This is a genomic window from Halobellus sp. (assembly GCF_042218505.1).
Classification (GTDB): Archaea; Halobacteriota; Halobacteria; order Halobacteriales; family Haloferacaceae; genus Haloquadratum.
Window position 1 is genome coordinate 58,020 of record NZ_JBDGQZ010000050.1, and the last position, 13,617, is coordinate 71,636.

The following is a 13,617-nucleotide window of genomic DNA, read 5'->3' on the forward strand; positions in this document are numbered from 1 at the left end:
CGAGTGGATAACAGAAAAAGACTTGCTCCGAGTTCTCAAACGCGGTATTTTCCCCGGTTGTTTTATGTGAACTGTTCGGGTACGAAGCCGTATGAGCCACGACCCCGACGCCAACCGGACGGTTTCCGTCTCCGACGAGGAGGTACGCGTCGAGAAAACGTTCGCCGGCGAGGATTTTCCCGTTCCAGCGATCAAGTTCCGATTGGTATCCGAGAGCGACGACCCCGTTCACATCCGCATCATCGACACCATCCCCGAAGAGTTCCCGATGGAGGGAGTCGGGTTCCACCCCGACTACGAGAGTGAGAACTGGACCGCGTACAAGGACCACCGCGTCGAGTACGAGCGGACGCTCGAACCGACAGAGCGCGTCACCACAGTGTACGGGATCCGCCTGGAGGGTTCGAGCGATGTCGAACGGTTCCTCGGCGAGCCGATTCTCGAACGACCCCCACACCCGGACGAGACGCCCGAGGAGCGCGGCTCGAACGTCGAAGACATCCTGGGTTCGGATCGGAGCCAACTCGTCCGCGACGCGCTACAGGGCCGCGGTCAACTCGCTGGCGACGCCGAACCGGCGGGTGGCGAGCCAGCCGAACCCACAGTAGCGGACGATCCCGCTGTCGACGTGGACGCCGCCGACGAGCCGGTCGTCGAAGACACACCAGCGCCCGAGAGCGATCTCGACGACGCTCCCGACGCTGAACCAGCAGACGTATCACCCGAAGCGCACGACGCCGCCTCCGAAGAGGAGGGGTCCGACGCAGACTCGGCTGTCGAGGCCGACTCAGCGGCCGAGACCGACGGCAGCGAACCAGCTCCCGCCGTCGAGCCCAGCGACACATCGACTCCGATGCCCCGGTCTGTCACCTCCGACGTGACGCCCGCGGTCAGGCCGACGGAGGAGCCGACAGTGCGACCGATCACTGTGGACGAAGCGGCGACCGACGCCGACGCTCCGGCAGACGCCGAATCCGCGGCCGCTGCTGGGGCGGCCGAGCCTGAACCTAGTACGGTAGAGGAAGCCCACGAGACAGCATCCAGCGCGGCGGCGGAAGCCACCGAATCTGAACCCAGCGCGGCGGAGGGATCGGAGGCCGAACCGACCGAGGCCAACGCGGACGCAGACGCGGTAGAATCGGACGCAGGCGAACCGACGGTCGAAGACGACTACGTCGACATAGAAGCCGAGACCGACGTCGAGGCAGACGCGGCCGCAGCGACCACCGTCGCCGGAACCGCTGCGGAGTCCGAAGCCGACACCGACGTTGTGGCGTCCGAGCGTGGACTCGCCGCGACGCTCGCCGCAGAGATCAGGGCCGGCGAAGTCGACGACAGCGACCTCGAGACGCTCCGTCGCGAGACCGACGCCGGACTCCCGCGCAGCGCCGACGTGCGGATCCGCCGCATCCAGGCGCAGATGGAGGACCTCAACGCCTACGCCGACGCGATTGCGGAGTTCATCGACGAGGAAGGAACCGGTGCGGAACTCGTCGAGCGCGTCGACACCGAACTCTCAGATGTTGCGGACGAACTCGACGACCTCCGTGCGGAGATCAGCGCGGCCGAAGCTGACCGAGCGTCGATCCGCGACGACATCTCTGCGGTCCGCAGGGACGTCGACGAGGTAGACAGCCGCATCGACGAGACCGAGTCGGAACTCACAGACGTCGACGAGACTGCTACTGCCGCCGCGGCCGGGGTCGCTGATCTCCGGGAGCAAGCCGACGCGATCGAGGGCCGTCTCGACGACGTCGACCGGGACGTCTCCGATGTCGCCGCGGATGTAGACGCGCTCGCGGACGACGTCGACGACGTGGCTTCCGACGTGGACGAGGTGGCCGGCGGACTCGCGGCGACGGACGACCGGGTTGCCACCCTCGACGAGGAGGTCGGTGACGTACGCGAGGACATCGCCGCCCTCGACGCCGACATCGTCGATACCCGCGAGTCGATCGATGCCGACGTCGCCGACCTCCGCGCGGAGATCGATTCACTCTCGGCGGAACTCGACCGCCTCGAGTCCGTCGAGTCCGACATCGAGGTGCTGATGGAGTTCCGCGAACGGCTCAACAGCGCGTTCGGTCCCGGCCCGAGCGACGACGAATGATCCCGCCCGCGGTCGGCTCGGTTCTCCTGCGCTCCGTCGAAGCGCAATCGGTTTAGCGCGCCGTCGCGTGACACCGATAATGAGTCAGACGGAGGCGATTCGCGTCGCCGTCCCACGCAAGGGTCGTCCCCTCGAAGCCGTCCTCGAGCGCGTCGCAGACGTCAGCGATCGGTCGGAGCAGGCCGACGAGATCATCTCGACGCTGCGCCACGAGAAGGCGATCACGAAGGGTAACACGGAACCCGCGGCGGACGTCTACCAGCGGCTCGCGACGTACTCCGACCTCGAAGACGCCTACGCTCCGGAGTACACGCTCCTCCGCGATCAACGGGACGGGATGCCTCGGCGAATCGTCTTCGACAGCCTCACGGTCGACGTCGCCGGCATTCCGGTGCAGTTCGTCGGCCGCGAGGAGCCGTTTCGCGCGCTGCGGACACACGAGTTCGCGCTCGGCTTCGACAGCGCCGATCTCGTCTTAGAGGAGGTCGTCGAACTCGAACCAGAGGGCGTCGCGTCGATCAGTGATGTCAACGCCCGGATCGATCCGATGGACACCGACGTCCGCGTCGTCTCGGGACTCGGTGACACGGTGTATCACACGCTGATGGCCCGCCCGGAAGTCCTGCCACCGGGTGCGGAACTGGATCGCGGGTTCGTCGCCGACTACGAAGGTCGGCTCTGCATCTCGCCCCGGTACGAGCGCCTCGTCGAGGCCGTCCTCGGGACGCGCCCTCTGGAGAACATCACCTTCGCGTACCCCGACGACGATAGAGAGGAGGAAGCCGCAATCGCCGATGTTGGACTCGGCGTCTACCTGACGATGACCGGGTCGACCGCGCGGAACCACGGCCTGATTCTGGGTGAACACCTCTTTCCCTCCGAGACCGTTCTGATGGAGAACGTCATCGAGGCGCGCGATCTCGCCGCCGCCGCCGAGGTTCGCGAGGCGCTTTCGGCTGACGCTCACGAGACCGAGATCCCCGTCTGATCGCGATCAGTCTTCTGGTGTCGGCGTCGCGGGCCCGCCCGGTTCGTCCGACAGCGATTCGCGGACCTGCGTGTACACGAGCAACAGCGCCAGCACCGCCGCGGCCGCCCCGACGGTGAACGGCGTCTCCAGGCTGCCGACATTGTACAGGAACCCGGACGCGAGCGGGCCGACGGCGATGCCGAGGCTGAACGCCATCGTCAGTATCGAGAGCGTGGTCCCTGACCGTCCCTTCCGCGCGAGATCGCCTGCGAGCGCTAGCGAGGGTGCAAACACGAGTGCAACCGCGACGCCCTGGAGCAACCGCGACGCCAGCATCGTCAGTGGCGTCGAGACGTACCCCTGCGCGAGCACCGACGGAATCAGGATGACGAACCCCGCCAGCAGGAAGGGGCGACGACCGTAGGTGTCGCTGGCGTTCCCGATCGGGATCTGCAACAGGACGTTCGCGATGACCACGGCGGCGAACTGAACGCTGAACAGGAAGGTCCCCTCGCCCAACCGGGCGCGGATGGGGGCCTCGAGCGGTGCGAACAGCGCAATTGTCGTCGCCATAAAGAACGTCCCGAGGCCGAGGACGAAGACCGAATCAAGCGCACCCGGGCCCTCGCCTTCGAGAATCCGGACCGAGAGATCGTCGCCCGCCTCGGCGTCGATCGACGGGGGATCGTTCACCAGCGCGTAGACGAGCGCGAAACTCACCAGCGCCCCGAGCACGGCGATGCCGAACGCCGCGTTGAACCCCGAGAGCGTGCCGAGCGGCGTGGCGTAGGGGCCGAACCGGATGACGATCCCGGCGACGATCGGCCCGAAGCCGAAGCCGATCAGCCGGAAGGTGTTGAACACGCCGAAGTTGCCGCCGCGCTCGCTGTCCGAGCGCGCGTAGTCGTTGACGAGTGCCACTGTCGCCGGAACACTGAACGCAGCCCCAACGCCTTGGAACCCCCGAGCGACGACGACCGACCAGTAGTTGCTCAAGAAGGGGTATGCGACGCTACCGATTGCGAACAGCACCAGGCCGAAGAGGACGAACGCCTTGCGCCGACCCAGCCGATCCGAGACCCGTCCGGTGAAGGGCTGGCCGAAACTGTTGAGAAAGCCGAACAGCGAGAGGACGAGACCGATCAGGAACTCCTCGCCGACGACGAATCCGAGGACCTGACCGCCGACGAGGGCGTCGATCGACACCTGTCCGCTGGCGATGTAGAGCGGTAGGACGATGATGAGAAACGAGTTCCCGAGCGCGTCGGCCATCCGTGCGAGGCCGAGCGCGATCACGCGACTGTCGGTGTTCTGGATCATTCGCCCCCCTCACTCCCGCTCCGGGGGCGACCTTCCGAAAATGCCGTCGATCGCAACGATAGCCACATACGTCCGACAAGGCCGTCCGGACGGAAGTGCGTTTCAAAAGCGGCAGCCGCGACTTCGGTGACTGCGTGCACTCGATGCGGCGGCAACTCGTCAATATGTCGACCCTGTGACGCCGCTACAGAACCGTTATCGACTCACTACGGAAATGAGAGATGTGTCATCATCGTCGCTCAGCGACAGAGCCGACTTTCGGACGCTGATCGACCGCCTGCGTCGCGACCTGGATCGCCTCAGTCGGCCTCTGTCTGCCACTCCCGCACGGTGTCGGGGCCCACACCGTCGACCTGTTCGGCTATCGAGTCGGGTTCGGCGGACTTCAGCGAATCGACGTCTTCGACTCCGGCGTCTTTCAGTTTCTCTGCGGTCTTCGCGCCGATGCCGTTGACGCTCTCCAGGCCGGTTCCGCTCTCGCTCTGTTCGGCCTGGTACTCGCGGTAGTTGCAGATGGGACAGCCGAGCTCCCAGGGGTCGTCGTCGTCCTCGTAGGTGATCCGAACCTCCGGGAGGTCGTGGTCCTCGCAGATCTCGTCTGTCACCTCGACGTCACCGCGGCGGGGCAGCGGCAGCGAGTAGTCGCAGTCCGGGTACCGCGTACACCCGACCAGTCTCGACCCCGATCGAAGGCGCTTGATCGCCAGTTCGCCCCCGTGCTCCGCGTGGCAGTTCGGACACGGCCCGATCACCTCGTCTTCCTGTTCGTCGGCCGCCTCGGCCTTGCACAGCGGACAACCGTGGACGAAGGTCTTGCGCCCGGCCAGCATCTTGATGTGGTGGAGACCGTGATCCTCGCAGGTCTCCTCCAAAAGCAGCGGTTTGCCGGTCGACGGCAGCGGAAGGGTATGCTCGCAGTCCGGGTAGGCGTCACAGCCGATGAAGTACGACCCTTGCCGGCTCTTTCTGATCACGAGGTCGCTGCCGCACTCGGGACACTCTCCGACCGTCTTGTCGGCCTTCAGCGACTTCTGGAGGTGCTCGCCGACCTCGTCGCCGGACTCCATCAGCCCCTCGAAGACCGACTCGAGGATCTCGCGGGACGCCTCGGTGACCTCCTCTAAGGTGGACTCGCCGCGGGAGATGGCCTGCATATCCGCCTCCAGTTGCGCGGTCATCTCCTCGCTCACGATCCGGTCGGCGAACTCCTCGGACGCCTCGACGACGGCGCGGGCTAGTCGGGTCGGCTGCGGCGGGTCGCTCTCGATGTATCCGCGGTCGTAGAGCTTCTGAATGACGTCGTGGCGGGTCGCCTTGGTTCCGATGCCCATCTCCTCCATCGTCTCGATGAGCCGCGACTGGCCGTAGCGCCGCGGTGGCTGGGTCTGTTTCGCCTCGAAGTTGGTGTCGGTGACGGCCAGTTCTTCGCCCTCGACGACGTCAGGCACGAACGACTCACTGGCGTTGGAGTACGGATAGACCGCGTGATAGCCCGGTTCGAGCAGGCGCTTGCCGTTCGCCTTTAGCGAGAGGTCGTCTGCGACGGTCGCCACCACGCGCAGGTGTTCCCAGGTGGCCGACTCGGCAACCGTCGCGAAGAAGCGCCGTACGACGAGTTCGTAGACCTCCCACTCGTCTTCGCTGAGGTCCGTGCGGCCCGGGAGTTCCCCGGTGGGGTGAATCGGCGGGTGATCGGTGGTCTCCTCGTCGCCCGCCGTGGGTTCGATCGACTCCTGCTCCAACAGCGACTGCGCGTCGTCGCCGAACGACCGGGTCCCGGTGAATGAGTCCAGCAGTTCTCGGGGGTCGAGGTCGTCCGGGTAGACCGTGTTGTCGGTTCGAGGATATGTGAGGTAGCCGGCAGTGTAGAGGTCCTCGGCGATGCTCATCGCCCGCTGCGCGGAGTAGCCGAGCGACCCCGCTGCACGGATAAACTGGGTCGTATTGAACGGCGCTGGGGGCTCGTCGGTCCGGGTCCGACGGCGGACTGAGTCGACGGTCGCCGACGACGCTGCCACCAGGGTCTCGTACGCGCTCTCGGCGGCGTCTTCCGCCCAGACGCGCTCGGCTTCGTTGCTGTTGTCGTCGAGGTAGAAGTACTGCGCCTCGAACGAGCCATCCGCGTCCTCATTGCGCTTTTCGAGGTCGGCAAACAGTTCCCAGTAGTTCTCGGGATCGAACGCTTCGATCTCACGCTCGCGGTCGACGATGAGTTTCAGCGTCGGACCTTGGACCCGCCCGACGGAGATGAAGTCGTCGCCCAGTTGGCGGGCCGATAGCGAGAGGAACCGCGTCAACGCCGCCCCCCACACGAGATCGACGATCTGGCGCGCCTCGCCGGCGGCCGCGAGGTCGAAATCGAGTTCGTCGGGGTTGGCGAACGCCTCTGTGACCTCGTTTTCGGTGATCGACGAGAAGCGGACCCGATCGACAGGAACCGCCTTGTTGACTTCTCTGACCAGTTCGTAGGCCTCCTTGCCGATGAGTTCGCCCTCGCGGTCGTAGTCTGTCGCGATGACGACGCGCCCCGCTTTCCGCGCGAGCAGCCGGAGCGTCGAGACGATGTCCTCCTGGGTCGGGTGCTTGTCGATCGGCGCGTTGATCAGTTCGACGGGTTCGACGTCGCGCCAGTCGTTGTACTCCGGCGGGAAGTCGACGCCGACGACGTGCCCCGAGAGACCGATACAGCGCTTGCCACCCCACTTGTAGACGTTCACACCGCTTCGACGGTCGGCCTCGGCGGACCCGCCACTCAGGATGTCAGCGATCCGCCGAGCGGCGTTGTCCTTCTCGGTGATGATCAGCTCCGGCCCCTGGCTCATTGGGCAGCGATATGCGAGGGGTAGGCCTAAACCTTTCGTGGCGCGGACGAGCAAACCGCCGGACAGCGCGCTCGTGCGCGCGGAACAGCCCGTGGCGTGGGCAACCCGTTCACTGGGACCCGGACGCGTCGTTGGACTGCGCCCGGCCGATGGCTCCGGCCAGCGCGAGGACGTAGCCCAGTCCATACCGGACGTCGGAATCGCGCGTCGCCTTCAGCAGGCCGACCGCGCCGACCTGCTCGGTCGGTTCTCGCCCGGCCTCTGCGACGCTGCCCAGCACGGTTTCGAGTCCGTTCCGGACGTCGTCGTCGCTCGCCGTCTGCGCCACCTCACCCAGGGCTGCGCCCGTCCCGGCCAGCGAGCGGACCATCTCGTCGTCGAGGGCGCTCGATAGCAGCGAGAGGACGGACGCGAGTTCGGCCAGGTCGTCGAGCGTGCCGCTCTGTTGCAGTTCGAACACGGTCTCTAGCGCGTCGCCGAGTTCCGCCCCGTTTTCGCCGACCGTCTCGGCCAGGGCGACAGTCCCGTCGGTCGCGAGGCCGTCGGCCGATTCAGCCAGGGTCGCCCCCGTGGATGCGAGTTCGCGCGCCATCTCGTCGGAGAGCGCGCGCTCGCCGAGCGCGAGGACATCCAGCAGTTCGTTCACCGCGTCGAGTCGCCGGACGAACGCGGCGACCGCCTCGGGGTTCTCCTCGATTGCGGCTTCGAGGTCGTCGTGGTCGAGTTCGAGGGGCGCTTCGCCGGCGCTGTCAGGTTCGGCGTCGGCCATCTACAGCAACCCCCGTGCGGTGAGCCAGTAGGCCTCGTTGTAGCCGAGTTTCGACCAGTGGAGCTTCTGGGACGGTGGGGCCGGCGACGGCGGGTTCTCGTAGTCGAACTCCACGAACGAGGCGCTGTCCATCCCCGTCTCGATGAAGCAGAGCGTCTTGCCGTCGTACGTCGCCGTCGCCGGACGGTCGTGGACCTCGCTGGCGAGGCGCCGGCCGACGATCCCGGCCTGGTAGTGCGCGACGCTCCCCGCGTTGGGAACGCCCGTGTCGGCGGTGTCGCCGAGCGCGTAGACGTTCTGTGTGCCGGTCGCTTCGAGCGTGTGTCTGTCGACGTCGACCCACCCGTCGTCGCCCAGTCCGGCCTCGGCGATCAACTCGACGCCGCGATGCGGCGGGATCGACACGAGGAGGTCGTAGTCGAGTTCGGTCCCCTCCATCGACGAGAGGGCCTGCGCGTCGGGATCGACCGCGTTGGCGTTGAAGAACGTCTCCACCTCGATGTCGCGCTCGTCCAGCAGCGGCCGCGCCCACTCCGCGATGTGGGGGTTGCCGTGGACGCGCTGGATCGGATAGGTGTAGGTGATCTCGACGTCCTCGCGGCAGCCCCGCTCGCGGAACCAGCCGTCGAGCATAAACACGAACTCCAGCGGCGCGGCCGGGCACATATGCGGCGTCCCGATGACGCTCAGGACGATCCGCCCCTCGGTGAACGAGAGCAGTTCCTCCCGGAGCGCCGTCGCGCCCGACTCGCTGTAGTAGTCGTGACCAGCGTCGTTGAGCCCGGGGATCTCATCGGGCGCGAGCGTCGATCCCGTCGCGAGGACGAGGTGGTCGTAAATCTCGCTGTCGCCCTCGCGAAACTGGAGTGCCTGTGCGTCGGTGTCGATGTCGGTCACGCGGTCGATCCGGAGGTCGATAGCGTCGTCGACCAACGCCGCGAGCGGCCGCCGCCCGTCGGCAGGTTCACGCTGTCCGAACGGGACGTACAGCCACACCGGCTTGTAGACGTGGTCCGGGCCGTCGTTGACCAGCGTGACGCGCACGTCGCCCGCATCGAGTTCGGCGCGGAGACGGTCGGCGAGGTCGTTGGCGAGCACGGTCCCGCCGGTTCCGCCTCCGACGATGGCGATGTGTTCAGTCATCGTGCATCACGCCTTCTCCACGTAGATCTCGTAGTAGTCGTCGGTCTCTTGGGTGGCGAGGACGTCGTTTCCGGACTCGTCGGCCCACTCCGGGACGTCGGTGAGCGACTGGTCGTTGTCGCTCAACAGTCGGATTAGGGCCCCCGTCTCCGCCCCGCGGATGGCGCCGATGAGGTCCATCAGCGGGCCGGGACAGGTCGCGCCTCGCGCGTCGACTGTCTCGTCGGCTTCGAGGATCGTGTCGCTCATACAGGTGGTTGTTGTGACGCCTCCCTATTAGTATTGTACAACAATTCCAATATAATAAGAACGAACGGAACGCGAAACGGCCACAGGTGGATGAGCGAACGAAGACACCGTGGGTCGAACGCCTACTCGTCGAGTTCGTCGCGGAGCAACTGGTTCACGTCGCCCGGATCGGCACTTCCGCCGGTTTTTTGCATAACCTGGCCGACGAGGAAGTTGATCGCGCCGCCCTCGCCGGCGTGGTAGTCCCCGACGGCGTCGGGATTCTCTTCGATTGCCTCCGTGACAGCGACCGCGACCTCGTCGTCGTCGGCCGTCCCGAGTCCCTCGGCGTCGATAATCGCGTCGGGGTCGGTGCCGTCATCGAGCATCCGCCTGAGGACGATTTCCTCGGCGTTCTTCGTCGTGATCTCGCCGGCGTCGACGAGTTCGACCAGCCGTGTGAACTCATCGAGACGGTGGTCGACGTCGGTGATCGCCATATCGCGGTAGTTCAGTTCGCCCAACAGATTGTCCGCGACCCACGTCGCTGCCAGGTCGGGATCGAACGCCTCGGCGACGTCCTCGAAGAAGTCTGCGACCTCCTTCGTCGAGGTCAGTTTCGCGGCCGACTCGGCGTCGAGGCCGTACTCCTCGCGGAAGCGTTCCCGACGGGCATCGGGGAGTTCCGGGATGTCGATCTTCGCCTTCCAGTCGGACACCTCGAGCGGCGGCAGGTCGGCCTCGCGGAAGTACCGGTAGTCCTTCTCTTCTTCCTTCGAGCGCATCGAGACCGTGATCCCCCGCGCTTCGTCCCAGTGCCGCGTCTCCTGTTCGACCGCGCGTCCGCGCTGGACCGCGTTTTTTTGTCGCGTCACCTCATAGGCGAGCGCCTGCTCTGCGCCCTTGTGACTGGAGATGTTCTTCACTTCGGTCCGGTTGGCCGCTTCGAGCGACTCGACGGCGATCGAGCCGTCGTCTTCGACCGCCTCTTCGGGCACGAGTGAGATGTTGGCGTCGACGCGGAGCGATCCGTCGCGCGTCGAATCGAAGACAGCCAGATACTCCAGCACTTCCTCCAGTTTCGCCAGGAAGGCTCGCGTCTCTTGCGGACTGCGGAAGTCCGGCCTCGTGACGATCTCCATCAGCGGCGTCCCCGCCCGATTGTAGTCGACGAGCGTGTAGTCGGCGGTGTCGATGCTCCCGCCCTTGTGCTGGAGGCTGCCGGGGTCCTCCTCCAAGTGTGCGCGCTCGATGCCGATCTCGCGGCGCTCGCCCTCGACGGCGACTTCGAGGCTGCCGTCCGCACAGATCGGGGCGTCGTACTGCGTGATCTGGAAATTCTTGGGCAGGTCGGGGTAGTAGTAGTTCTTCCGGTGGAACCGGGTGTGCTCGGCCACGTCGGCGTCGAGCGCCTTACCCACCTTCACGGCGGCCTCGACGGCCCCCTCGTTCAGGACGGGGAGCGCGCCCGGTAACCCCAGACAGACCGGACAGGTCCGGCTGTTCGGGTCCTCGTCGTCGGCCGATTCGGTCGAACACCCACAGAAGATCTTCGTGTCCGTCTCGAGTTGGACGTGGACCTCCAGCCCGATGACGGTGGCGAGATCGCCCTTCGAGAGCGCCTTCGCGGTCATTACCGCGTGGTTCGACGCAGCGCGGCTAAAGGCTAACGGGACGAGGGGGCGGCACGATGGAGTAAAATACCACGCGGACACCGACTCCGATGTCTTCGCGAGGTGTTCGGCCAATCGGCAACCGGATATCGGGCCGATTAGGTGTCTCTACTGGCTCGTGTCGGGTACGACTACTCGATGACTGCCTTCGTCGCTGGTCCCTCAGCCGCCGCTGAGAGTTGATTGTACGTCTCCGCAACGACGGCCAGGACGAAGACGCTGACGAGCGCCGAACCGACCTCCTCGAATAGGAATCCGACAGCACCCGGCAGCACGGAACCCGGAATCGCGAACGCGATGCTCACAGCCAGGGCGACAGCAATGACGACGACCCCCAGCGCGAGCAACCGCAGTCGTCGGCCCCCCGTCAGCCCCCAGCTGCGTCTGAACCCCTCGACGAAGTTGTCGCCCTCGACGGCGACAAGCACCCCCCATAAAAAGAGGCTCACGAGGAGAAACAGCCCCGGGACGACCAGCAGAAAGAATCCGACGGAGACAGCGATCCCGAAGACGATGCTCCCGACGATCAGGTTTATCACCGGCCACAGGAGGTCTTCAGTGAAATACTCCCGTGGCAGTGCCTCGGTCTCGTCGGTCACGAACGTCCGAATCGCGGCGATCGTGACCACGATCGAAACGAGTCCGAGCAGCCACGATACCGGGTTCGCGATCGCTGGTGGGAGCCCCAGCGATACCGGGGGGACGCCTCCAGCGAAATCCGAAACGGGCGCTGTCCCTGCCGGTCCCATCTCGTTGAACGGCACCGTGCGCTGTGCCGCTCCCACTGAGAACACCGCGTCGAGCACGGCGATCACGAACAGGATCGCGGCGAACAGCAGTCCGTTTCGGGTGACGGTTCGGTCGTATCCGGTTCGGACGATCTCGCCGATACTGATCGACATAATGCAAAAATCACGACATAACACATAAAATCTCCCACGTGCGTTCTGCGGTCAGTGCGGCATTTCCGTACTGAGGCGGCGTCGAAGGCCCCGAAGCGAAACCTATTCTACGGCCCGCAGCGACGGGATGAGCGATGAACGTCTTCGGCGACGCACCGCGCGTCGACCGCGGGCTCCCGTTTGCGATGCCGAGCGAGCGGTCGCTTCGCCTCGGCCTCTACCGACCGGGGACCTGGGATCCAGCGCACGCGGCCCCGTCGGCCGCCCGCCGTGCTACGGTCGTCCTCGTCCCGGCCCGCGACTGGCGAGCGCCCGACCGAGACGACCTCGCACGACAGACGCTCGGCCACGTCTGTGCCGTCCCCGAGTACCGCGGCAGCGACGCGGCCACCTTTCACGCGTAGATCCGCGATCTGGAGGCGTCGATCCGGTGGCTGCGGGCGTTCGCCGACGAAATCGGCGTCGATTCTGCACTGACCGGCGCGCTCGGCCACGCTGCGGGCGCGCACTTGTCCGTTCTGGCGGCGCTGACCCACGACGACGCGTCGCTTGCGCTGCGGCAGACCGAGTTCGAGGGGATCGACACCCTCACCGACCCCACCACCGTGAGCGACGCACTCGCGGCCATCGCAGACGTGGCGGGCACCGACGCGCTCGAACATCAGTCAGAGATCGACGGACTCGTCGGGGACCGAGAGGCCGTCCCCGACGTGTGGACGCGAGCGTCGCCGTCAACCTACCTCGGATCCGGCGGATCGGCGACCCCCTCGGACGACGGTGCGGGCCACGCTCAGAGCGGTGACGCCGCCGACGCAGGCGCCGATGGCGCACAGCGCGGCGACGGCCGCGACAGCCACCCACGGATGCTCTTACGCCACGGCGAGGAGGACGCCGTCGTACCGCCGATGGCGTCAGAACTCTCATAGGACCTGCTTGAGGCCCACGACGTTCAGGCGGAGTGCGTCGTTGCCCGGACGCCGGCCACAACGTCCACGCGACGCAGCGAGCGTTCGTCCGCCAGTGGACGAGCGGCTTCTTCGACCGACAGCTTCGGTAGCCACGTCGGCGCCGGTCCCGCTCTGTGAGCCGGATTCACACATTCAAAAGAGCTATCATTTTTTAGGTAGATGTCTGACGTACGTTTATGTGGGCGGAGATGGCCTATCTACCCTATGAGCAACCGCGTGGAGGAACTCGAGTCCAAGGTCGCCGAGTTGCAGGCTGCAGTCAACGGTCTGACAGAAGAGCTCGTCGAGACGAAAGAGCGAGTCCGCCTCCTCGAAGAGGAAGTCGAGGTCGACCTCGCAACCGGGACCCGTCCGGTCGGTCACGAGCCGGCGGACGACGACGCCGCATCGTCCGCAGCGACGAACGACCAGTCCGCGTCGGCCAGCCAGCCGGCAGAAGCGAACGAACCGGTGTCGACGGAGGCGAGAGGGCCGCTCAGCGAGTCGCAGGCGCAAAAGAAGTCTCGCCGCGAGACCTCCGCGCAGACGGCCGACGACGCGGACTTCATCGACGCCGATTCCGCCGATCCGATCCCCAGTGAGGCATCGGCGACCGCCGAACCCGGCGGCGACGGTAATAAGGCCGACGGCGACGAGGAGGCAGACGAGGCGGCGGCCGAAGACGACGACATCATCGTCGCATAATCGGGCTTTCCGCCCGCTACGAGCAATC

12 protein-coding genes are annotated in these 13,617 nt (G+C 66.1%); 5 read left to right on the plus strand and 7 right to left on the minus strand.

From position 1 onward, the window contains the following. Positions 1–91 precede the first annotated feature (91 nt). Together ABEI27_RS13275 and ABEI27_RS13280 are read left to right on the plus strand one after the other, a co-directional pair. Positions 92–2,110, plus strand: coding sequence for a hypothetical protein (locus ABEI27_RS13275; RefSeq protein WP_375799882.1), 2,019 nt, complete (start codon positions 92–94; stop codon positions 2,108–2,110). 79 nt (positions 2,111–2,189) lie between these two features. Further along, the gene (locus ABEI27_RS13280) at positions 2,190–3,098 is read left to right on the plus strand and encodes a hypothetical protein (RefSeq protein WP_375799883.1); all 909 of its coding nucleotides are present in this window, start codon (positions 2,190–2,192) and stop codon (positions 3,096–3,098) included. 6 nt (positions 3,099–3,104) lie between these two features. Here ABEI27_RS13280 and ABEI27_RS13285 read toward each other — a convergent pair whose 3' ends face one another. The 7 genes from ABEI27_RS13285 to ABEI27_RS13315 form a co-directional block, all read right to left on the minus strand. After that, positions 3,105–4,400, minus strand: a complete 1,296-nt coding sequence (locus ABEI27_RS13285; RefSeq protein WP_375799884.1) for an MFS transporter — start codon at positions 4,398–4,400, stop codon at positions 3,105–3,107. Between the two features lie 299 nt (positions 4,401–4,699). After that, complete coding sequence (locus ABEI27_RS13290; protein ID WP_375799885.1) at positions 4,700–7,222, minus strand: DNA topoisomerase I; 2,523 nt, start codon at positions 7,220–7,222, stop codon at positions 4,700–4,702. A gap of 109 nt (positions 7,223–7,331) precedes the next feature. Then, positions 7,332–7,991 carry a DUF1641 domain-containing protein gene (locus tag ABEI27_RS13295; protein ID WP_375799886.1) on the minus strand — a complete coding sequence of 220 codons (660 nt, stop codon included), beginning with the start codon at positions 7,989–7,991 and terminating at the stop codon, positions 7,332–7,334. Then, a complete protein-coding gene (locus ABEI27_RS13300) occupies positions 7,992–9,134 on the minus strand; it encodes an NAD(P)/FAD-dependent oxidoreductase (protein WP_375799887.1) in 1,143 nt (380 codons plus the stop codon). 6 nt (positions 9,135–9,140) lie between these two features. Then, a complete protein-coding gene (locus ABEI27_RS13305) occupies positions 9,141–9,383 on the minus strand; it encodes a sulfurtransferase TusA family protein (RefSeq protein ID WP_375799888.1) in 243 nt (80 codons plus the stop codon). Positions 9,384–9,505: 122 nt separating this feature from the next. Next, on the minus strand, positions 9,506–10,996 hold the full coding sequence (gatB, locus tag ABEI27_RS13310) for an Asp-tRNA(Asn)/Glu-tRNA(Gln) amidotransferase subunit GatB (RefSeq protein WP_375799889.1): 1,491 nt from the start codon (positions 10,994–10,996) through the stop codon (positions 9,506–9,508). A 170-nt stretch (positions 10,997–11,166) separates the two neighbouring features. Beyond that, positions 11,167–11,937, minus strand: a complete 771-nt coding sequence (locus ABEI27_RS13315) for a hypothetical protein (protein WP_375799890.1) — start codon at positions 11,935–11,937, stop codon at positions 11,167–11,169. A 134-nt stretch (positions 11,938–12,071) separates the two neighbouring features. Here ABEI27_RS13315 and ABEI27_RS13320 point away from each other — a divergent pair, with 134 nt between their 5' ends. The 3 genes from ABEI27_RS13320 to ABEI27_RS13330 all read left to right on the plus strand — a co-directional run bounded on the left by ABEI27_RS13320 (position 12,072) and on the right by ABEI27_RS13330 (position 13,589). Beyond that, positions 12,072–12,341, plus strand: a complete 270-nt coding sequence (locus ABEI27_RS13320) for a hypothetical protein (protein WP_375799891.1) — start codon at positions 12,072–12,074, stop codon at positions 12,339–12,341. Positions 12,342–12,350: 9 nt separating this feature from the next. Next, complete coding sequence (locus tag ABEI27_RS13325) at positions 12,351–12,863, plus strand: hypothetical protein (RefSeq protein WP_375799930.1); 513 nt, start codon at positions 12,351–12,353, stop codon at positions 12,861–12,863. A 246-nt stretch (positions 12,864–13,109) separates the two neighbouring features. Further along, a complete protein-coding gene (locus ABEI27_RS13330) occupies positions 13,110–13,589 on the plus strand; it encodes a hypothetical protein (RefSeq protein ID WP_375799892.1) in 480 nt (159 codons plus the stop codon). Positions 13,590–13,617: the final 28 nt, after the last annotated feature.